17 protein-coding genes are annotated in these 21391 nt (G+C 75.8%); 13 read left to right on the top strand and 4 right to left on the bottom strand.

The genetic code is table 11. The features are described from left to right. The first annotated feature begins 386 nt into the window (after positions 1-386). The 12 genes from ACN27G_RS00605 to ACN27G_RS00550 all read left to right on the top strand — a co-directional run bounded on the left by ACN27G_RS00605 (position 387) and on the right by ACN27G_RS00550 (position 16173). On the top strand, positions 387-1814 hold the full coding sequence (locus ACN27G_RS00605; protein WP_421490815.1) for an Hsp70 family protein: 1428 nt from the start codon (positions 387-389) through the stop codon (positions 1812-1814). Then, positions 1811-4465, top strand: a complete 2655-nt coding sequence (locus ACN27G_RS00600; protein WP_421490814.1) for a LuxR C-terminal-related transcriptional regulator — start codon at positions 1811-1813, stop codon at positions 4463-4465. The genes ACN27G_RS00605 and ACN27G_RS00600 overlap by 4 nt, the downstream gene beginning before the upstream one ends. Further along, the gene (locus ACN27G_RS00595; RefSeq protein WP_421490813.1) at positions 4462-6864 is read left to right on the top strand and encodes a nitrate- and nitrite sensing domain-containing protein; all 2403 of its coding nucleotides are present in this window, start codon (positions 4462-4464) and stop codon (positions 6862-6864) included. Before ACN27G_RS00600 ends, ACN27G_RS00595 begins: the two co-directional genes overlap by 4 nt. Next, positions 6848-7255: a roadblock/LC7 domain-containing protein gene (locus ACN27G_RS00590; RefSeq protein WP_421490812.1), complete on the top strand. Its 408-nt coding sequence runs from the start codon at positions 6848-6850 to the stop codon at positions 7253-7255. Before ACN27G_RS00595 ends, ACN27G_RS00590 begins: the two co-directional genes overlap by 17 nt. Before the next feature lie 6 nt (positions 7256-7261). Continuing rightward, positions 7262-7645, top strand: coding sequence for a DUF742 domain-containing protein (locus ACN27G_RS00585; RefSeq protein ID WP_421490811.1), 384 nt, complete (start codon positions 7262-7264; stop codon positions 7643-7645). Between the two features lie 87 nt (positions 7646-7732). Beyond that, positions 7733-8467: a cellulose binding domain-containing protein gene (locus tag ACN27G_RS00580; RefSeq protein ID WP_421490810.1), complete on the top strand. Its 735-nt coding sequence runs from the start codon at positions 7733-7735 to the stop codon at positions 8465-8467. A gap of 150 nt (positions 8468-8617) precedes the next feature. Beyond that, complete coding sequence (locus ACN27G_RS00575; protein ID WP_421490809.1) at positions 8618-8812, top strand: CsbD family protein; 195 nt, start codon at positions 8618-8620, stop codon at positions 8810-8812. A gap of 216 nt (positions 8813-9028) precedes the next feature. Continuing rightward, positions 9029-10300, top strand: a complete 1272-nt coding sequence (locus ACN27G_RS00570; protein WP_421490808.1) for an ATP-grasp domain-containing protein — start codon at positions 9029-9031, stop codon at positions 10298-10300. A gap of 16 nt (positions 10301-10316) precedes the next feature. Then, on the top strand, positions 10317-12128 hold the full coding sequence (locus ACN27G_RS00565; protein ID WP_421490807.1) for an IucA/IucC family protein: 1812 nt from the start codon (positions 10317-10319) through the stop codon (positions 12126-12128). 40 nt (positions 12129-12168) lie between these two features. Then, positions 12169-13743, top strand: coding sequence for an IucA/IucC family protein (locus ACN27G_RS00560; RefSeq protein WP_421490806.1), 1575 nt, complete (start codon positions 12169-12171; stop codon positions 13741-13743). Further along, positions 13740-14882, top strand: coding sequence for a type III PLP-dependent enzyme (locus ACN27G_RS00555; RefSeq protein WP_421490805.1), 1143 nt, complete (start codon positions 13740-13742; stop codon positions 14880-14882). Before ACN27G_RS00560 ends, ACN27G_RS00555 begins: the two co-directional genes overlap by 4 nt. Positions 14883-14919: 37 nt before the next feature. After that, positions 14920-16173: a GNAT family N-acetyltransferase gene (locus ACN27G_RS00550; RefSeq protein ID WP_421490804.1), complete on the top strand. Its 1254-nt coding sequence runs from the start codon at positions 14920-14922 to the stop codon at positions 16171-16173. On the opposite strand, the gene ACN27G_RS00545 is transcribed toward ACN27G_RS00550, so the two are convergent. Then, on the bottom strand, positions 16170-17429 hold the full coding sequence (locus ACN27G_RS00545) for an erythromycin esterase family protein (RefSeq protein ID WP_421490803.1): 1260 nt from the start codon (positions 17427-17429) through the stop codon (positions 16170-16172). The genes ACN27G_RS00550 and ACN27G_RS00545 overlap by 4 nt on opposite strands. A 74-nt stretch (positions 17430-17503) precedes the next feature. On the opposite strand from ACN27G_RS00545, the gene ACN27G_RS00540 reads away from it, so the two are divergent. Continuing rightward, positions 17504-17695, top strand: coding sequence for a DUF2795 domain-containing protein (locus ACN27G_RS00540; RefSeq protein WP_421490802.1), 192 nt, complete (start codon positions 17504-17506; stop codon positions 17693-17695). Between the two features lie 46 nt (positions 17696-17741). On the opposite strand, the gene ACN27G_RS00535 is transcribed toward ACN27G_RS00540, so the two are convergent. From ACN27G_RS00535 to ACN27G_RS00525, 3 genes are all read right to left on the bottom strand, one after another. Further along, positions 17742-18398: a response regulator gene (locus tag ACN27G_RS00535; protein ID WP_421490801.1), complete on the bottom strand. Its 657-nt coding sequence runs from the start codon at positions 18396-18398 to the stop codon at positions 17742-17744. Continuing rightward, positions 18362-20293, bottom strand: a complete 1932-nt coding sequence (locus ACN27G_RS00530) for a histidine kinase (protein WP_421490800.1) — start codon at positions 20291-20293, stop codon at positions 18362-18364. Before ACN27G_RS00530 ends, ACN27G_RS00535 begins: the two co-directional genes overlap by 37 nt. A 94-nt stretch (positions 20294-20387) precedes the next feature. Then, complete coding sequence (locus tag ACN27G_RS00525) at positions 20388-21311, bottom strand: Gfo/Idh/MocA family protein (RefSeq protein ID WP_421490799.1); 924 nt, start codon at positions 21309-21311, stop codon at positions 20388-20390. Between the last annotated feature and the right edge of the window lie 80 nt (positions 21312-21391).

Here is a 21391-nt window from a genome sequence, read left to right as displayed (position 1 = left end):
TTCTCGTCAGCCCGTCGTGGGATACGAGTGTGGAGCCTTGTGCTGCGGTGCTGCGCGGTGGAGCCGATCCGGCGGCGGCGCGCTGCGTAGCACCGCCGCCGGACGTCGTAGCGACGGTAGCCGGAATCGCGCACGTCCGACATCGGGGAGGACTCCGGGGTCTGGCGGCCCGCGCGCTAGGGCGATGCCTTAGATCTGCGTTAGGGGCATAGGGGATGCGCGGTCCCAGAGTTAGGGTCCCGATGGCGGATAGATCTCTGGTACGAAAAGATGACTCCCCTAACGGCCCGCCGGGCGAGCCCAACCGCCCCGGGGCGTCCCCGGGTGAAGCCGCGATCCGCTTCGCGCCGTCCCGGGTCCATGACTCGCGGTGAAGGAATGATCGGATGTCCTACGTCCTCGGAATCGACATCGGCAGCACCGCCACGGCTGCCGCTGTCACCCGACTCCGGGGCAACAACTGGGATCCACCCGAACCCGTCAGGCTCGGGCCGGACGGCGCGCCGGTGCCGTCGGTCCTGCTGATGGCGACGAACCGGTCCATAACAGTCGCCGATCCCGACGACTACGACGGGCCGGTCGACAGCGGCTGGGTCGCCCGGGGGTTCGGCAACCGGGTCGGTGACGACGTACCGCTGCTGGTCGGCGGCGAGGCGTGCTCGGCACAGGCCCTCACCGCCATGCTGGCGATGTGGGTCGTCGAGCGGGTGATCGACCAGGAGCGCGAACGTCCCGAGTGGATCGTGCTCAGCCACCCGGCGGGCTGGGGCGGCTACCGCCGGCACCTGCTCGGCGAGGCGCTCTGGGACGTCGGCCTGGCCGACGTGACCCTGCTGCCGGCGCCGATCCTCGCCGCCGCCGGGCACGCCGTGCAGGGCTTCTCCGGCCGTACCCTCGCCGTCCACACCCTCGGCGGGCAGACCTTCACCGCCGCGGTCGTCGACCGGGCGCAGCCGCCGCTCGGCTTCGACCTGCGCGGAGAGCCGATCCACATCGAGCCGCTCGGCGGGGCCGACTTCGACGAGGCACTTGTCGAGCACGTCCGCGCCGGCCTGCCCAGGGAGCTGGCCGGGCAGCTCGCCGACCCGGCCGACCCGCGGGTCGGGCAGGCGCTGCGCGGGCTCCGCCGGGAGTGCCGGCGCGCCAAGGCCGAACTGGCCGTCGCCGACCGCACCGACGTGCTGGTCCGGCTGCCCGGCGGGCAGACCCGGGTGCCGGTGACCCGGTCGCAGTTCGAGGACCTGATCCGGCCCGCCGTCACGCTGACCGTGGACGAGCTGACCCGCTCCGTCCGCTCCTGCGGACTGGCGCCGCACCAGCTCGACGGCGTCCTGCTGGCCGGCGGATCGGCGCGGATCCCGCTGGTCCGCGACCTGCTCGCAGCCCGGTTCCCGGTGCCGGTCGAGGTGGGGGCCGACCCGCAGCTCGCGGTCGCGGCCGGCGCCGCGGTGGTCGGCGGCCACCTGCTCGACCGGCAGCGGGGCAACCGGCCACCACCGCGCCCGCCGGTGATGCGCCCGCCCCGGCCGGGCGCGCGGCGCGGCGAGCCGCCGCGCCGGCAGCGACAGCGGCCCGGTGACGGCCCGGGTGCGGAGCCCGGCCGGTACGACGAGGACCGCTCCCAACTGCCGCCCCGGCCACCGGTCCGGATCACCCCACTGGAGCTGCCGATGCGTGCGCTGTCCCGGTTCGGGTCCGGCCGCAACAACACGGTGATCGGCCTGGCGGTGCTGCTGGCCGCGCTCGGCGTGCTGCTCACCGCCGTCGCCGGGACGGAACCGCTGGCCGTCGCGACCGCAGGGTGGGGTCGGTGAGTACCGCCTTGACGCTGCGCACCGACGCCGAGCCCCGGCTCGTGCTGGACGAGCAGACCACCGCCTTCCTGACCCGGGTGGAGTCCGACCCGCAGGCGCCGCTCTGCGCCGCCGTACAGGCGCCGGGCGGGCACGGCAAGACGGCCGTGCTGGCCCGACTGCGCCGCGCCTACCAGCAGGCGGGCGTGCCGGTCCTGGACTCCTGGCGGGACCTGGCCGAGCCGGGCGGACCCGACCGTGTGCCGCCCGGTGAGACCGACTGTGTGGTGCTGGTGGACGACGCGCACCTGCTCGACGCCGGCAGCCTGCTCGAGCTGCGCCGGCTGGCCGAGACCGGTCGCGCCCGGCTCGCCGTCGCGTTCCGGCCCTGGCCCCGCCCGGCCGGGCTGGTCGAGCTGGCCGAGGTGCTGCACCGGGGCGGGCCGCCCGTGCTGCCCGGCCCCTTCACCGAACAGCGCACCGCCGCCTATCTCGGCACGGCGTACGGGTCGGCACCGCCGCCGGGGGTCGCGCGGCTGGTGCAGGAGCAGACTGCCGGCGTACCCCGGTTCGTCGAGTGGCTGGCGCGGACGCTGCGCCCGGCCGACCGCCGGGCCGTCCGCGCGGAGCGGCCGCCGGCCGACCGCCCGGCGCCGGCCGGACCGACCCTGGAGATTCCCCGGTCGGTCCTGCTCCAGTTCGCGCCCGAGCTGGAGGGCCTGGAGATCGAGGTACGCCGGCTGCTGCTGGCGATGGCGGCCGGCCCGACCCTCCCCACCGACCTGCTCGGCGCGCTGCTCTCCCGGCACCCGGAGGAGCTCGACGAGCTGCTCGCCGCCGCCCGCGCCGCCGGGCTGCTCGGGCCAGACGACCGGCTTCCCCCGATCGTCCGCCGGGCCATCGGCGCGCTCAGCCCGGCGAGCCAGCGGGCAGCGGTCTGGCAGCGCCTGGCGGAGCTGCAACTCCAGCGCGGCGGCCGGGTGCTCCCACTGGTCCGGTCGATGCTCGACGCCGGCTTCGGCGGCAGTTGCCCGGCCGGGGTCGCGGAGGCCGCCGGTGACGAGGCGCTCGGCGACGACCCGGCGCTCGCCGCCCGGCTCTTCGCGGTCGCCGGTGCCGCCGGCCGGCCGGTGGCGGCCCGCCGGGCGATGGCGGCGGCGCTCTCCGCCGACCTCGACTCCGCGCTGCGCCTCGCCGACCGGCTGATCGCCACCGCCGACTCGCCCGACCGGGCCGACGGGGCGGCGGTCGCGGCGACCGCGCTGGTGCACCGGGGTCACCCGGACCGCGCCGTCGAGCTCTACCGCTGGTCGGGTACGCCCGCCTCGCTGGCCTTCGCGGCGATCGGCGCGGCCGGCGCCGGCCGGGTCGACCAGCTCGACCGGATCCTCGCCGACCCGCCCGCCGACGGTCCGCCGACGCTGCTCGCCAGCGCCGCGCTGCTGATGGCCCGGGGCCTGCGGGAGACCCTCTCCGGCCCGCCGACCGCCGCGCTCTCCACCCTGGTGCAGGCGTCGGCACTGCTCGAACCGGCCGGGCGGTCGGTGCTGCTGCCGGAGACCCCGGCGGCGCTGGCGGCGTTGGTGGCGCTGCACTCCGGTGAGCTGGACATCGGGGAGCGTGCCCTGGACCGGGCCGCACAGGCCGGGCTCGGTGCGGCGCTGACCAGCCGCCGGCACCGACTGCTCCAGGCCTGGCTGTTGATGGTCCGGGGGCGGGCCGCCGAGGCCGGTGCGCAGGTGGCCGCCGTCACCGCCGGCCCGGCCCCGCTGGAGTCCCGTGACCTGGTCTTCGCCGCCGCGCTGGAGCTGGGGATCGCCCGGCGCAACAGCGACCTGCCGGCCCTGCAACGCGGCTGGGAACGGGCCCGGGAGGCGGTGGTACGCCATCCGGTGGACCTGTTCACCCTGCTGCCGCTCGGCGAGTTCGCCATCGCCGCCGCCCGGCTCGGCGAGCTGGACCGGCTCGCACCCTATCTCGGCGAGGCGCGCAGCCTGCTGGCCGGGCTCGGCGATCCGCCACTGTGGACGATTCCGCTGCACTGGAGCTGCCTGCACGCCGCGATCCTCGCCGACCGGCCGGCGGTGGCGGACGAGCACGTCGCCGCGCTGGCCGCCGCCACCGGACACACCCGGTACGCCTCCGTGGTGGCCACCGCCGGGCAGAGCTGGGTCGAGGTGCTGCGCGGCACGGTCGACCCGGTGCGGGTGGAGGCCGCGGCACGGGGGCTGCACGGCATCGGGCTCTGCTGGGACGCCGCCCGGCTCGCCGGTCAGGCCGCGATCCGCACCTCCGACCGGAAGGCGATGACCGCCCTGCTGGACTGCGCCCGGATGCTCCAGGGCCGGCCGGCCGGCGGCAGGGGAGGCAGCCGGCCGGCGGGGCCGGGCGCGACCCAGGTGGCGGACGCGATCGCCGTACCGGCGGAGGAGCGGCTCAGCGAACGGGAGCGGGAGGTCGCCGAGCTGGTGCTCAGCGGCCTGACCTACAAGCAGATCGGTGACCGGCTCTTCATCTCGGCCAAGACGGTCGAGCACCACGTGGCCCGGATGCGCCAACGGCTCAACTGCGCCAGCCGCAGCGAGTTGCTGGCCCGGCTGCGGAGCATCGTCGAGGAACGCTCCGGCGGCCGGCCGGGGGCCGCGCCCTGGCCGGAGCGGACGGCCCGATGAGGGCGGCGGCCCGCCGGCTGGCGGCGCTGCGCTCCGGGCTCCGGCGGTCGGCGACCCGCACCTCCGGGGATGCCGGGCCGGTCGGCGGGAGAGCGTCGTCGGCTCCGGGGCCGGCGGCCGGGCCGGCGCCGACCCGGATCGTGGCCGCGGGCGCGGCTCTGCTGGTCGTACTCGCCCTGCTCTGGGGCTACGCCACGTTCCTGACCGGCAGGGACGCCATGGACCTGCTCGCGGTCCGCACCCTCGGCACCGAGCTCGGCCAGCCGACCGACGCGCTGATCCTCGACCTGCAGGCGGAACGCCGGCTCAGCATGGTCGAACTGGCCGCGCCGGGCCGGCACCGCGCCGCCCTGCGCGACCAGCGCACCCGGACCGACGCCGCGACCGTCACGCTGCGGCGCTTCACCGATCGGAGCGATCTCCGGCTGGCCACCGCCGGGGCGGTCCGGGAACGGGCGGCGGAACTGGTCCGGCGGCTGGACGACCTCCGGTCGCTCCGCGACGACGTCGACGCCGGCAGGATCAACCGGGCCACCACCGCCGCGGCGTACGCGAAGATCATCGACGCCGGCTTCGCCGTCTACGGCTCGCAGTGGACCAGCCGCCGCAGCGACCTGCTGGAGGAGACCCGGGCCCTGCTCGCCCTCTCCCGCGCCGCCGAGCTGCTCGCCCGGGAGGACGCCCTGGTGGCCGGGGCACTCGCCTCGACCCGGCTGACCGAGGCCGAGCACGGCCGGCTCGCCGACCTCGTCGCGGTGGCCCGCTTCGTCCGGACCGAGGCGGCGGCCGGGCTGCCCGACGCGGAGCGGGCCGGCTACGACCGCTTGGTCTCCGGCCCGGTCTTCGGTGCCCTGAACGCCGTCGAGACGGAGCTCCTGGCCGCCGACTGGGCGGGCGCGGGCCCGCCGGTCCAGCCCGCCCGCTGGCAGGCGGCGACCGAACCGGCCCTGGCCGAGCTGCGCACCCTGGTCACCACGGGCGTCCGGGACAGCGTCGGCCGGGCCACCCGGGGCGCGGCCGGGGTGGCCGCCCGGGCCGGCCTGGTCGGCGGACTCGGCCTGGTACTGCTGGTCGCCGCCGCCGTGCTGACGCTGCGCGGCACCCGCCGGATCGTCGCCCGGCTCGACGAGTTGAGCAGCGGGCAGGCCGCCCTGAGCACCGCCCGTGACGAGCTGGTCGCGGAACGGGACAGGCTGGCGGCGAAGCTGGCCGCCCAGCGGGACCGGACCGCCAAGCTGACCGACCGGACGGCCGAGCTCTCCGCCCAGCGCAAACGGCTCGCCACCCAGCGCGAGCAGTTGGTGGCGCAGACCGGGCGGCGACAGGCCGAGACCGAACGGGTGACCGAACGCGCCGCGCAGATCGCCGCCCGGCTCGCCGCGCACCAGCGGGCCCGCGAGGTCACCGTCTGGCTGACCCGGGAGAACCAGAACCTCCTGCACCGGCAGATCGGGCTCCTCGACGCCCTGGAACGCCGGGAGACCGACACCGAGGATCTGGCCGAACTCTTTCGGCTCGACCACCTGGCGACCCGGATCCGGCGCAACGTCGAGCAGCTGATCAGCCTCTCCGGCGGCACCCCCGGCCGGCGCTGGCGACGCCCGGTGCCGCTCGTCGACGTCGTACGCGGCGCGGTGGCCGAGGTGTCCGACTACCCGCGGGTACTGGTGGCTCCGCACTGGCCCGGTTCGGTCGCCGGACGGGCCCTGCCCGACCTGATCCACCTGCTCGCCGAGCTCGTCGAGGCCGCGCTGACCGGATCGGCGCCGACCACCACGGTCCGGGTCGCCGGCGAGGTACGCGGCGGCGACCGCGCGATCATCGTCAGCGACGACGGTGCGGGCCGGAGCCCGGCGGAACTGGACGCCGTCAACGCGCTGATCCGGGACACTCCGCACGCGGGGCCGCTCAACGGCGCGCTGGGCATGTACGTTGTCGGCCGGCTGGCCCGCCGGCACGGCATCACCGTCGAACTGACGGCCGGTCCCCGGGGCGGGACGGCCGCGACCGTGCTTGTGCCGGCTACGCTGCTGGTCGAGGAATCCACGCCCGAACCGACACCCGCTCCGGGCACCACCACCGCACCGGGGCGGCCGGGCACCACCACCGCACCGGGGCGGCCGGACGACAGCACCGCCGGACAGCGACGCGGCGCACCCCGACCGGGTCCCGCCCCGGACGCCCTGCCGGTGCGGGTCCGTCGCCCGGATCACGACACCCCGGTCGACACCCAGGGCCGGGCTGCCGGCTCCGCTCAGAACGGCGCGCCTGCCCGGCGCACCGAAACCGACTGGTCGGCGACGTTGGAGCTGCCGGTAGCGCTGCCGGCGCCCAGCGACGACCGACCGGGAAGCAGCGAGAGGACGACAGGTGACTCACGCAGTGGTCACGACGGATAACCTGGTCCGGATACTCGACGAGTTCGTGGACCGGGTCTCGGCGGCCGAACACGCCGTCGCGCTCTCCCCCGACGGGCTGCTGCTCGGGGTTTCCCGAGGGGTCGGCGGCGAGCTCGCCGACCAACTTTCCAGCGTGGTCGCCGGGCTACAGGCGCTGGCCCAGGCCGCCGCGCGTTACGCCGGTCCCGGTGGGGTAAGACAGATCATCGTGCAGATGCACCGGGCGTTCCTCTTCGTCGCCGCGACCCGGGGCGGCGCGATCCTGGCCGTCCGGTTCAGCGGCGATGCCGACGTCGACGAGATGGCGTACGAGGTGGCGCTCGCCGCGGGTCGGGCGGACTCGCACCTGCCCACCTTTCCGGTGCCGACCGATGGCCTGACCGGGGGGTGACGCGCGGTGGGCACCGGTTCAGGAGGTCGGCACGACGACGCCTGGTACGACCAGGACGCCGGGCCGGTGGTCCGCCCGTACGCGATGACGCGGGGCAGGACGCAGCCGATCCGGGGGCGGTTCGACCTGATCTCGCTGGTGGTCTCCCGCTGGCCGGTGCCGCAGCGCGTGGAGCTGACGCCGGAGCAGTCCAAGATTCTCGAAGGTTGTCGCCGGCCGCTCTCGGTGGCGGAGGTCGCCGCCGCGCTGGACCTGCCGGTGGGCACCGTGCGGGTGCTGCTCGGCGATCTGCTGGACGCGGGACTGATCCACACCCACAAGCCACCGGTGCTCGACGCACCCTCGGAGGATCTGCTGGAGGCGGTGCTGGCCGGGCTGAGGGCGCTCTGATCCGCCGGGCCCGGCCTTCCGTCCTGGTCGGGGTCTGACTGGCGGGGTGGCGCGGCGTTGCCACCGTGCAGCGGAAGGGAAGTTCACGTGCAGAAGATCCGACAGCGTCCGGCGCGTACCCTGCCGGTCGCCATCCTCGACGTGCTGCTCGCCGGGGTGGCCAGGGTACGCGTCCTGCTCCGCCGGCTGGCCCGGCTGCTGCCGCTGCCCCGGGGCGACCGGGCCGTGGCGGCCGGGATCGTCGCGGCGGCGCTCGCCGTCGTCGTCGGCACCGGCATCTTCGTCGTCGCGGTGCTGCGCAGCCCGGACCGGCTCGCCCCGCTGGGGGTGGCGCCGCCGCCGAGTGGCGCGGTCGACGTGGAGACCGGCGACGGGGTCGGCGGCCCCACCGGCAGCGCGACGCCGCCCGCCTCCTCCCCGCTGCCCACGTCGGCACCCCCGCCCCGCGCCGAGCCCCGCAACCGGCCGCAGCGTCCCGCGCCCCCGCCACCGGCTCCGCCACCGGCCCTGGCCGCCCGGTACGCGACCGAGGACGTCACGCTGCTGCACTACACCGCCTCGGTGACGATCAGCAATCCCGGTCCGGGTACCGCCACGGGCTGGCGGCTGACCATCACGCTGCCCCGGACGACCCAGTCCGTCGCCGCCGTCGACGGCGCCACGGCGAGCCGGGAGGGCGCCACCTGGACGTTCGTGCCCGACCAGCGGACGGGTCGGGTCCCGGCGCGTGGGTCGGTGCAGGTGCGCTTCCGGGTCGACGGGGCGCTCATCGACTCGCAGCCGACCGCCTGCACCATCGACGCCCGCCCCTGCCAGGTGTAGCCGGCGACCGGCGCGGAGCCGCCGGCCGACTCCGTGCCACCTCGACCGTGACGGCCGCGGCCGGACGGTGGCCGTTTCGGTGGCCGTGCTCCGGGGCACTAGAGAGGCAGCGGGGTGTGCACAGCACTTCGGCCAGGACTGGAGGACACCATGGGCATAGGAGACAAGATCCGTCACAAGGTCGAGGAGGTCACCGGAGCCGCCAAGGAGAAGGCCGGCGAGGCGACCGACAACGAGCGGCTTCGGGCCGAGGGTGCCACCGAGCAGACCGAGGCGAACGTCAAGCAGGCCGGCGACCACGTGGGTGACGCCGCCCGCGACACCCGGGACGCGTTCCGGCCCTGATTCCCAGCTCCACGGCGGGCGGTGGGTGCGTCGACCCTACGCACCCACCGCCCGCCGTGCTGTGCTGTGACAACCCCGGCCAGTCCGCGCGGTGCGCAGGTCCCGACACGCCGGCTCCGATCGGCCGGAAGTTTCCCTAACGCAGCAAGCAAGGTTAACCTAACCACGATGTAGGACAGCCTTACCTACCTTGTTGTTCGGGAGACGAAAACGCCTGTGCGGCTCTACCTGACCGCGCTCAACCCCACCGACTCGGTGCTCGACGGCTTCCTGCCGGCGGCGGCCCGGCTCGGGCTGCCGGCGACGGTGTTGACCGATCAGCCCGCCGCCTGGCCGGTGGACCCGGCCGGACGGTCCGGGGCCGAGGTGTCCGGAGCGGACGTCCGTGACGTACGCGCGGTGCTCGACGCGGTCCACCGCGGCGAACCAGCGGTCGCGCTGCTCTCCAACAGCGACCATCTTCAAGTGCCCACCGCGCTCGCCGCCGGATATCTCGGGCTGCCCGGCAAGGACTGGCGGGCGGCGCTGCGCGCCAAGGACAAGCGGCTGACCCGGCGTACCGTCGCCGAAGCCGGACTGGACCGGGTGGCGGTGGTGGCGCTCGGCCCGGACGACGACGCCGGCTGTGCCGACGGCGTGCCGTTTCCGGCCGTGGTCAAGCCCCGGGAGGGTGTGGCCAGCGAGGACGTCTACCTGGTCGGCGGGCCGGCGGAGTTGCGCCGCCGGATCGCCGAGATCCGGGCCCGGCGGCCCGGCCAGGCGCTGCTGGTCGAGGAATACCTGGCCGGCGAGCTGCACACCCTGGAGACCCTCGGTGACGGCGGCGGCACCGCCGTGCTCGGCACCTGGCGCACCAGCCTCGGCCCGCCGCCGACCTTCACCGAGGAGGCCCTCGACTGGGCGCCGGAGCTGCCGCGGGCGGTGGTGGCGCAGGTGCTCGCCCAGCTCGACGCGCTCGGTGTCGGCTTCGGCGCCTGCCACACCGAGTTCGTCGTCGCCGACGGCCTGGCCCGACTCGTCGAGGTCAACTATCGACTGATCGGCGACCGGGTGGACCTGGTGCTGGCCGACCTGCTCGACGTGCCGCTCTTCGAGTACGTCATCCGGCTGCACGCCGGCGATCCGCTGCCACCCCTGCCCGACCCGGTACGCCTGCCCCGGCACGCCCGGGTGGAGTACGTCTGCGCCGACCGCTCCGGCACCCTGGTGGCCGCGCCCGGCCGGGTGGACGCGACCGGGCCGGACGGGATCCGGCTCGGCTGCCGGCCCCTGCGGGCGGTCGGGGTGACCGCCGCGCTGACCGGCACCAACCGCGACTACCTCGCCGCACTGCACGCGATCGGCCCCGGGCCGGCGCCGGTACGCGTCGCGCTCCGCGACTTCCGCGCCGCGCACCGGTGGACGATCGGGGAACCGGGCGGAGGCGGCGCGGAGATGCCGGGCGGAGGCAGGGAGGAAGACATGGCGACCGTCGAGGAGATCTCGTGACAGTCGAGGAGATCTCGTGAGCACTCCGGCCGGCGCCGACGGCGCCGAGCGGCAGCTCTGCCAACGGGTACTCGACACGCTGCTCCGGGAGGACCATCTCGGTCTGGCACGCAACGGGCGGCGCGACGGCCCCGGGTGGTGGCTGACCCGGATCCCCGGCGCCCGGCTGCGGCTGCCGGTCCGGCCGGACGGCTTCCAGCACGACCTGCGCACCGCCCGGCCGGAGCTGCTGGTGCTGCCCGACGGGACGCCGACCACGCCGCCCGGCCGGGCGTGGCGGGTCGTGCGGACCCTCGACGGGGTGCTCGACGCACTCGCCCCGTCGGGAGATCCGGAGGCCGAGGCGGGGTGGGCGGCGTTCCGTGCCGAGTGCCGGGACGATCTCTCCGCCCGCCGGCTCGCCGACCGGACCCGTTCCCGGGTGCACGCCGGCCTGCTCGCCGCCCGCGCCGGGTCGCCGACCGGGATGGCGGGTGCGCTGCTCGACGAGATACTGGCCGCCCGGACCGACCATCCCGTCTATCCGACGAGCCGGGCCAGGATCGGGCTGGACCCCGCCGCCCTGCTCCGGTACGCGCCGGAGCACGCCCCCACCTTCGCGCTGCGCTGGCTGCCGGTCCCCCGCACCGAGCTGACCCTCGCCGGTACGCTGCCCGGCTGGTGGCCGCCCTCCGGCGATCCGGGGACCGTGCTGCTGCCGGTGCACCCGGTCACCGCCGACCGGCTGGGGATGCCGATCCGGGCCGACGTGCCGGAAACGCTGGTCCGGCCGACCCTGTCGACCCGGACGGTGGCGCTCGCCGCCGACCCCGGCACCCAGCTGAAACTACCGCTGACCACGGCGACGCTCGGCGCGCGCAACGTCCGTACCATCGCGCCCGGCACCCTGGTCGACGGGGACGAACTGCACCGGCTGCTGGCCGGGATCGCCGCCGCCGAGCCGGCGTTCGCGGGCCGGATCCTGCACGCCGACGAGAGCTGCTACGGGCACGCCGGTGACGACGTCCGGTCGTTTCTGGTCCGCCGCTTTCCGACCGAGCTGGCCGGGCAGACCGTGGTGCCGGTCGCCGCGCTGGCGGCGGAGGACCCGGCCGGCGGGACGGTCGCCCAGCGGGTCGGCGGGGCGGACCCGCGCGCCCTGCTGGGGTCCTATCTGGATCTGCTGCTCGACTGGCACGGCTATCTCTGGCTGCGGCACGGCATCGCGCTGGAGGCGCACCAGCAGAACATCTACCTGATCCTCGATCCGGTGGACGGCGGCACCGGGGCCCTGCCGGAGCACGGGGGTAGACTCCGGCTGCTCTACAAGGACAACGATGGTGCCCGACTGGTCCGCCGACCCGGGCCGGCCCTGCGGGACGCCCGAATGTGGATCACGGACCCCGGCGAGCTGGCCGACGTCTTCACCACGATCACCCTGCACCTCGCCGCGACCGCGCCGCTGCGTGCCCTCGCCGAGCGGGGCGTCCCGGTGCCGGCGCCCGGCACCGCGCTCCGCCCCCGCCTGCTCGCCGCCCGGGACCGCTGGGCCACCGGCACGGCAGCCAGCGGGCCGGAGGCCACCGGCCCGGACGGCCCCGGCACGGCAGCCACCGGCACGGACGGCTCCGGAACGGGAGCCACCGGGCCGGAAGGCTCCGGCACGGCGGGCTGGGACGTGGCCGCCGCCGGCCGGCTCTTCACCGACCGCCTCCTGACCGCCGACCACCTGCCGGTCAAGGGGATGCTCACCGCCGGCACGCTGCTGCCGAAGCAGCGCACCGGCTGTACCGACATCAACAAGTACTACCTGCGTACCGGCCCCAACTATCTGCGGTCCACCCGGTGACCGCGGTCCGGCCCGGCCGCGTCGCGGCAAGGAGCAGTAGATGACCGCCGCAGTGTCCCGGTCCACCGCCGACATCGCCAGTACGCACACCCTGCTCGGCTGCGTCGCCCGCGAGGTCGCCGGCCCGGAACGGCAGACCACCCTGACCGACGGGCACGCCGTGGTACGCCTGCCCCGCAGCGCCGTCCTGCTGCGCTGTGCGGTGGCCCGGGTCTCGGAGGTGGGCGCGCACCGCTACGAGGGGCCGGTGCAGCGCTTCTCGGCCGGCGAGTGGTCCCCGGTCGACGCGGCCGCGCTCGCCGAGCTGGTCGCCGACGAGCTGACCCTGCGCACCGGCGTCCGCAACGACGAGTTCGCCGGGCAGGTGGTGGCGAGCCGGGACGCGCTGGACCGGGTGCTGCGGCTGCGCCCGCCAACCGACCCGGACCCGACCGGCGACCCCGTCATCGACTCCTATGTGGACTCCGAACAGTCGCTTGTGCACGGACATCCCCGGCACCCGACCCCCAAGTGGCGCAGCGGCGACGTCGAGGCGTGGAACGCGTACGCGCCCGAGCTGCGGACCAGTCTGCGGCTGCGCTGGATCGGCGTGCCGGAGGCGCTGCTCGGCTCGGCGGGGCCGTTCGACGAGCTGATCGGGGCGCTCGACCCGCCGCCGGCACCGGCCGGGCACGCCGTGCTGCCGGTGCACCCCTGGCAGTTCGCGCTCTCCCGGCCGCTCGACCGCCGGCTACGGGACCTCGGCACCGGCGGGGCGGTGCTGCGCCCCACCGCCAGTGTGCGCACCCTCTACGCACCCCGCGCCGACCTCTTCGTCAAGACGAGCCTGCACGTCCGGATCACCAACTGCGTACGCAAGAACGCCCGCTACGAGCTCACCGGTGCGGTGGAGCTGACCCGCCTCCTCGCCGGGCTGGAGCTGCCGCCCGGGGTGGCGCTGCTGCCCGAGCCGGCGTACCGGACGGTGGAGTTGCCGGGGCTGGACGAGACGTACGGGGTGATCCTCCGGGGTGGGCTGCGCCCGCACCTGGCCGGCGGCGAGACCCCGGTCCTCGCCGCCGCCCTCGCCGCCGCGCCGCTGGCGGTGGCGGACCCGGTCGGCTGGTGGGACGCGTACGTCCGGCTGCTGGTCCCGGCCGTGCTCGAGCTCTGGTGGCGGCACGGGGTGGTGCACGAGGCCCACCTGCAGAACGTGGTGGTGGTGCTGGGCGGCGCCGACCGGTGGCCGGTCCGGATGCTCCTGCGCGACCTGGAGGGCGTCAAGCTCGACACCGGGCGCCGGGCCGACTGGCTCGCCCACCTGCCGGCCCCGATCGGGTACGACCCGGCGCAGGCGTTCAACCGGGTCAGCTACTGCCTCTTCGTCAACCACCTGGTGGAGCTGGCCGGCGCGCTGGCCGACGCGCACCCCGGGGTCGAGACGCACCTCTGGGCGGCGCTGCGCGAGGTGGTGCGGGAGACCTCGGCCCGGCTCGACGACCCGCCGCCGCTGCGCGCCATGCTGGCCGGCGTACCGCTGCCGGTCAAGGCGAACCTGCTGGTGCGCTGGGAGCGGGCCGCCGACCGGCACGCCGGCTACCTGCCCTTCCCCAACCCGCTGGGCGGGCACTGGTGACGCCCCGGCCGAGCTACTGGTACGACCTGGCCGGGCTGGAGACCTCGGCGGCGGCGGTCCGGGCCGCGCTGCCGCCCGGGGTGGAGCTGCTCTACGCGATGAAGGCCAATCCGGACCCCGGGATCCTGCGCGCCCTCGCCGCGCACGTCGACGGTTTCGAGGCGGCCAGCGGCGGCGAGCTGCGGCACCTCGCCGAGCTCTTCCCGGGCACCGCCCCGGCGGCCTTCGGCGGGCCGGGCAAGACCGACGCCGAGCTCGCCGCCGGGCTGGCCGCCGGGGTGCGCCGGTTCCACGTCGAGTCCCCGACCGAGCTGCGCCGGCTCGCGCTGCTCGCCGCCGGCTCGGGTGTGGTCGCCGACGTGCTGCTCCGGGTCAACCTGCCGGTGCCGGTCGACGGGGCGGTGCTGGTGATGGGTGGCCGGCCGAGCCCGTTCGGGATGTCCCCGGACGACGCCCTGGCCTGTGCCCGGCTCGACCTGCCCGGGATCCGGATCCGGGGCGTGCACGCCCACCTGGGCAGCGGGCTCGCCGCACCGGGCGCGGCGGCGGTGGCCCGGACCATCGTGGAGTGGGCGGCGAAAGAGCTGGACGCCCGGGAGGTGAACGTCGGCGGCGGGATGGCGGTCGACTACACCGACCCGGCCGCCCGCTTCGACTGGCCGGCGTACGGTGCCGCGCTGGCCGGCCTGCTCGCCGAGCATCCGGGCCGGACGCTGCGGATCGAGCCGGGCCGGGCACTGACCGTCTACTGTGGGTACTACCGGACCGGGGTGCTGGACGTGAAGCGCTCCGGCGGCGAGTGGTTCGTGGTGGTGGCCGGCGGCACCCACCACTTCCGCACCCCGGCCGCCAAGGGGCACTCCCAGCCCTTCACCGTGCTCCCCCGCCCGGAGTGGGATCATCCGTTTCCCCGGCCGGTCACCGGCGCCGGGCCGGTGACGATCGTCGGGCAGCTCTGCACTCCGAAGGACGTGCTGGCCCGGGTGCCGGACGCGGCCGGGCTGCCGGCGCCGGGCCGGATCGCGGCCGGCGACACCATCGTCTTCGGCATGGCCGGCGCGTACGCCTGGAACATCAGCCACCGCGACTTCCTGATGCACGACCCGCCCACGTTCCGGACCGGCCTCCCGGAGAACTGACTCGAACATCGTCATTTCTCTGACTAAAGTCAGAGGAATGACGGCTCTCCGCGAGCAGGCCCAGCTGGTCCGCGACTTCAACCGCTACTACTCGCAGCGGATCGGCCTGCTCACCGACCACTACCTCGGCCGGGCCCGCCCGTTGAGCGAGTCCCGACTGCTCTACGAGATCGGCACCGGCGGCGCCACCGTCCGGGAGCTGCGCGCCCGGCTCGGCTGGGACTCCGGCTATCTGAGCCGGTCACTGCGCTCGCTGGAGACCCAGGGCCTGGTCCGGCTCCGGCCGCACGAGACCGACGGCCGGGTCCGGGTCGCCGAGCCGACCGGGGCCGGCGCCGCCGAACTCGCCGAACTCGACCGGCTCTCCGACGCCGCCGCCACCGGGCTGCTGGAACCGCTCACCGCCGCCCAGCGGGCCGACCTGATCGCGGCACAGCAGCGCACCCGCCGGCTGCTCCGGCTCGCCGCCGTCACGGTCGAGACCGTCGCCGCCGGCAGCGCCGACGCCCGGTCCTGCCTGGACGCGTACGCCGCCGAGCTGTCCACGAGGTTCCCCGAGGGCTACGACCGCCGGGCGCTGGTGGACCCGGCCGAGGTCGGCGGCGACGGTGGCGCGTTCTGCGTCGCGTACGAGCAGGAACGGCCGATCGGTTGCGGCGGCATCCGCACCCTGGCACCCGGCGTCGCGGAGCTCTGCCACCTCTGGGTGCACGCCGACGCCCGAGGGCTGGGGCTCGGCCGCCGGCTCCTCGGCGAGTTGGAACGGCAGGCGGCCGGCCGTGGCCTGCACACCGTGCGGCTCGGCACGCACCGCTCGCTGCCCGAGGCGGCGGCGCTCTACCGCTCGGCCGGTTACCGGGAGATCCCGGTCTACGGCGACAGCCCGTACAACCAGCTCTGCTTCGAGCGGGTGCCCGGCGTACCCGGGAAGCGGCTGCCGTCGCTGCACGGGCGGCGCTTCCGGGCGGTCGGCGCGGTCGACGGCGGTGAGGTCGACGCCGCCACCGTCTTCGACTACCGGGAGCGCGACGGCGAGATCTCCGCGTCGTACGCCGGGGGCGCGATCCGCGCCGGCCACCTGCTCGGCACCCGCGACGGTGACACCCTCGACTTCCGCTACGTGCAGCTCAACGGCGTGGGCGAGACCTCCGGCGGGCACTGCGTCAGCCGGCTCTCCCGGCTGCCGGACGGCCGGCTGCGGCTCGACGAGACCTGGCGGTGGGAGTCCCGCGACGGCTCCGGCACCAGCGCCGTCGAGGAGATCGGACCCGTCGACGGCGGCAGCCGCTAAACCCCGGACGGGTACGTCTCCAGTTCGCCGGGGGCGGGCACCGCGGGCAGCGGGTGCAGGGCGGTCGTGTGGTCGCACCAGACGAAGGCGTCGTAGCGGTCGCCGAGCCGGGTCGGCACGTAGTTGCCCCACGCCTCGAAGGACGGGTCGTAGACCACCCCGATCGCCCGGTGGTCGGCCTCCTCGACCAGCCACTCCGGCCGGTCGCCGCCGGGGTCGAAGACCAGCAGGGCCTGCTCGGGGAGCATCCGGTGCAGCCGCTCCTCCAGCGACCCGGCCCGGGCCGGCGGCACGGTCATCACCTCGGCCGGCGCGCCCCACCGGTTGGCGGCGACCACGCTGCCCTGGTAGCTGCCGAAGCCGACCAGCAGCACGTCGTCGGCGCCGTACCGCTCCCGGGCGAGCTGGCCGATGTTGACCATCCCGCCGCCGGCCATGTCGGTGGCCCGGGCGTCGCCGACGTGCGTGTTGTGCGCCCAGACCACGGCCCGGGCGTCCGGGCCGTACCGGTCCAGCAGCCGGTCCAGGGTCTCGACCATGTGGGTGTCCCGGACGTTCCAGGACTGCGGCCCGCCCCCCACCATCGCCCGGTAGTAGCGCTCCGCGCCGGCCACCACCGCCGCGTTCTGCCAGGCCGAGAAGGCGTCGGCGCCGTCGGCGGCGGCCCGTTCCCGGGTACGCGTCAGGAGCCGCACCACCTCCGCCTCGCAGCGGGCCGAGACGAACCGGCTCGCCACCCCGTACTCCTCGATCCGGCTGCCGTAGGGCTCGAAGCACCGGTACGCCTCCTGGGCGACCTCCAGCGACGCCGGATCCTCCTCGCCCAGGTAGTCGAGGATCGCCTGCATCGACTCCCACAGGCTGTAGACGTCGAGCCCGTGGAAGCCGGCCCGCCCCGCCTCCGGCCGGTCGGCGTTCCAGGCCCGCAGCCACCGGCAGAAGCGCGCCACCTCGGCGTTGGCCCACATCCAGGTCGGCCAGCGGGCGAACCGCTCCAGCGCGCGCTGCGGGTCGTCGTCGGCGCCCGGCGCGGCGACCACCGCGCGGTGCACCAGGTCGCAGTCCGGCCAGTCGCCCTCCACGGCCACGAAGGAGAACCCGGCCTCACTGATCAACCGGCGGGTCACCTGCTCCCGCAGCCGGTGGTAGTCGTACGTCCCGTGGCTCGCCTCGCCGAGCATCACCACCCGGGCCGAGCCGGCGCGCTCCAGCAACGGGTCGAAGTCGGCCGGACCCCCGAGCCGGTGAACCTGCATGGCCGGCGGCTACCCCGGCACCCTCGGGGTAAACCCGTGGTGTGGGTGGGGCGGGGGTGGGTAACCGACCAGGTATGACAGTGAACGCGGGCCAGTTGCAGGAGTCGCTCGCCGGACTGGACTACCCGGTGTCAAAGGAGGACCTGGTGCGCTGGGCCCAGGAGACCGGCGTCGACACCCAGACCCTCAGGCTGCTCCAGTCGCTGCCGGTCGAGCAGTTCCAGACCCCGGCCGAGATCGGCGACGCCATCATCGAACTCTCCTGAGCGGGCAGGGCCGGACCGTCTGCCCACCGGCAACGCCGGGGCCGGGCTATCGGCCGGCGGCGCCGTCGAGGTAGGCTAGGACGGCCAGCACCCGGCGGTTGTCGTCGTCCGACGGCGCCAGGCCGAGTTTGCCGAAGATGCTGGCGGTGTGCTTGCCGACCGCGCTCTCGCTGAGAAAGAGCCGCTGCCCGATGGCGCTGTTGGAACGCCCCTCCGCCATCAGCTCCAGCACCTCCCGCTCCCGGGGTGTCAGTCGGGCCATCGGGGTGTCCCGGCTGCTCCGGGCGACCAATTTGGCGATCACGTCCGGGTCCATCGCCATCCCGCCGCCGGCCACCCGGCGCACCGCGTCGACGAACTGCTCCGCGTTGAAGACCCGGTCCTTGAGCAGGTAGCCGATCCCGCCGGTGCCGTCGGCGAGCAGTTCCCGCGCGTAGAGCTGCTCGACGTGCTGGGAGAGGACCAGCACCGGCAACCCGGGCACCTGCCGGCGGGCCGCCAGCGCCGCCTGGAGCCCCTCGTCGGTCTGGGTCGGCGGCAGCCGGACGTCCACCACGGCCACGTCGGGGCGGCGCTCCAGCAGGGCCGCCAGCAGCTCCGGGCCGGTCTCCACCGCCGCCACCACCTCGAAGCCGTGCGCGGTGAGCATCCGGGACAGCCCGTCCCTCAGCAGATAGAGGTCCTCGGCGAGGACAACACGCACGGCACCTCCAGAATCACGGTCGTCGGGCCACCCGGCGGGCTGCTCAGGTCGACGACGCCGTCGAATGTACCGAGCCGCCGTCCGATGCCGCGCAGCCCGCTGCCCCGCGCCCCGTCGGCGCCGCCCCGGCCGTCGTCGGTGACCACGATCCGCAGCCGGCCGTCGGCGTAGCCGAGGTCGACGCCGATCCGGGCTGCGCGGGCGTGCTTCACCGCGTTGGTGAGGAGTTCGCTCACCGCGAAGTAGGCCGCCGACTCGACCGGCGGGTCCGGCCGGCCGGGCAGCTCGGCGGTGACCTCGGTCCGGACCGGGGTGTCCAGGGCCAGCGCCCGGACCGCGTCGACGAGCCCGCGCTCGGCGAGGACCGGCGGATGGATCCCCCGGACCAGGTCGCGCAGCTCGGTCAGGGCCCGGGCCGACGCCTGCCGCGCCTCGGCCAGCAGCGCGCGGGCGGCCTCCGGGTCCCGGTCCAGCAGGTACTCGATGGTGCCGAGGTTGATGCCCATCGCGACGAGCCGGGCCTGGGCGCCGTCGTGCAGGTCCCGCTCGATCCGGCGCAGCTCGGCGGCCTGGTTCTCGGTGGCGTCGGCCCGGGTCTCGGTGAGCCGGCGCACCCGCAGCGCGAGCCGGGCCCCGGCGGTCGGGGCGAGCAGCAGCGCCGCCCAGCGACCGTCGACCCGCAGCACCGCCGGTGCGGCCAGCAGGCCCAGTGCGGCCAGGGCCAGCCCGGCCGGGATCGCCGCCGCGCCGGAGCCGGCGACCGAGGCGTACCAGTCGGTGCCCCCCTCGGGCCTGACCCCGAGCAGCATCCAGAGCCTCGGCAGGGCCAGTCCGACGATCCCGTAGCCGATCGCGGCGAGCGGGGCGGCCAGGCAGAGCCCGCCGACCACCGGGTCGAGCAGCAGCCAGCCGAAGTCCCGCCACGTCGCCGGGTCCCGGGTGAGCCGGCGCAGCCGCAGGTTGTACGCTGCCCAGCGCTCGGTCTGGTAGAGGTGGTTGCCGACCTGGTACCGGCCGTCCGGCCGCTGCTGCGGCGCATCCGACCGGGGCAGGTAGGGCGAGCCGATCTCGACGCCGCTCCACCGGCCGGCGAGCTGCCGGCGCAGCTCCGGCAGCCAACGGACGTTGCGGATCAACGGTGGCAGCAGCACCACGATCCCGAGCCCGTACGCCAGGACCAGCGCGACGGCGGAGACGGCGGCCAGCGGCAGCGCGGCGAGACTCAGCCCGAGGAGCGTGAGCAGCCTGAGCAGCAGCCAGAGCTGCCGGGCGTACCAGACGCGGAGCCGGCCGGGCTGCCGCCCGGTCGGGCCGAGCCACCAGCGGGTCCAGCCGCGCTGCGCGGCGAGCAGCGCGGGCGCCACGGCGAGCCCGGCGGCGGCGAGGGCGAGCCCGGCCGGCACCGCCCACCAGTGCCGCGCGGCGTTGCCGGCCGCGTACCATCCGCCGGCACCGACCAGCGCCACCGGCAGGCCGCCCAGCAGCGGCCCCACCACCGGGGCGGTGAGCATCCAGCCGAGGTCGCGGTAGCTGGCCGGGTCGCCGAGCAGCCAGTCCAGCAGGCGCAGGAACGCGGGCGTCCAGGGCCGGCGGTAGAGCCGGTTGGCGTGCGGGTAGCGACCGTCCGCCTCCGGCTGCGGCGCGGCCGGCCGGGGCCGGTACGGCGAACCGATCGGCACGCCGGAGCCGGCGCCGGCCACCCGCCGCACCAGGTTCGTCAGTGGCCGGCCGGCCAGGACCGGCAACGGCAGCAGGAAGATCAGCCCGAGCCCGAAGCCCGGCACGAAGAAGACCAGATGCACCAGGAGCGCCACCACCCCGGCCAGGCCCAGCCCGGCCAGGACCGCCCCGTGCAGCAGGGCCAGCCCGGCGGTGCGCAGCGCTCCGGTCGTCATGCGGTCAAGTCTGGCCGGTGCCGGCCGGCGGCGGCACTGACGGCAGGCGCCCGGCCGGGGTGGGGTTGGCTACACCCACCCACCCGGCCTCCGGTCAGCCGGTGACGCTGGTGCCGGCGGGCAGGGTGACCGTGCGGCCCTGTTCCCGGGCGGTCTGCGCGGCGGCGAGCACGGCCACCACGTCCCGGCCGAAACGCACGTCGCACTGCTGGTCGCGGGTGCCGGTGTCGACCTCGGTGCAGAGCTGCCCGACGGCGAGCCGGAGCGCGTCGACCGGCGTCCCCTCGCGCCGGGGCAGCACGTCTATGCCCTCCTCGCCGTGAAAGAGCAACTCGACGGTGGTCGAGGCCGGCGGGGCGTCCAGGGCCAGCGACAGGGTGCTGGTCGCGGCGTCGCCGTGCGCCAGCGTCAGGTGGACGCTCTGCCTCGGCCCGGCCATCGCGGCGACCCGGGTCACCGGGCCGAGCACCGGCAGGACCAGCGAGAGCGCGTGCGGGCCGACGTCCCAGAGCGCGCCGTGCGCACGCCGCCAGGCCGAACCGCCGTACGGGTTGCCGGGCTGGAAGATCGACGCGTACGTCACGCCCCGGGCGCCGTGCCAGCCGCCGGTCGCCGCCGCGCTGGCCAGGAAGCTGGCGATGGCCGGCCGGAAGCGGTTGGTGAAGAAGACCACCGAGGCGACCCCGGACCGCCCGGCCGCCTCCACCACCCGGTCGGCGTCCGGCAGGCTCAGCGCCAGCGGCTTGTCCAGCAGCAGGTGCCGGCCGGCGGTGGCGGCCCGGACCGCCAGGTCGGCCTGCACGTCCGGCGGCAGCGCCACCGCCACCGCGTCCACGGCCCCGATCAGCGCGTCCGGGTCGGAGAAGGCCGGTACGCCGTACCGCTCGGCCAGCGCCGCCGCCTTGGCCGGGTCCCGCCCCCAGACCCCGCCGAGGCGGGCACCCGGATGCCCGGCGAGCGCGGCGGCGTGCACCTCCGCCGCCCAGTGACCGGTGCCGAACAGTCCGAACGTGAGCACGGAAGACCTCTCCACGAGCCGCTGACCCGGTCCTTCCTAGCACACCTGGCCGGGCCGGTCCGGCCGACCGGCGGGCTCGA

The sequence above is a fragment of the Plantactinospora sp. WMMB334 genome (assembly GCF_049179095.1).
In the GTDB taxonomy this organism is placed as follows: Bacteria; Actinomycetota; Actinomycetes; order Mycobacteriales; family Micromonosporaceae; genus Plantactinospora.
This window is presented reverse-complemented; position numbering and strand designations above follow the sequence as displayed.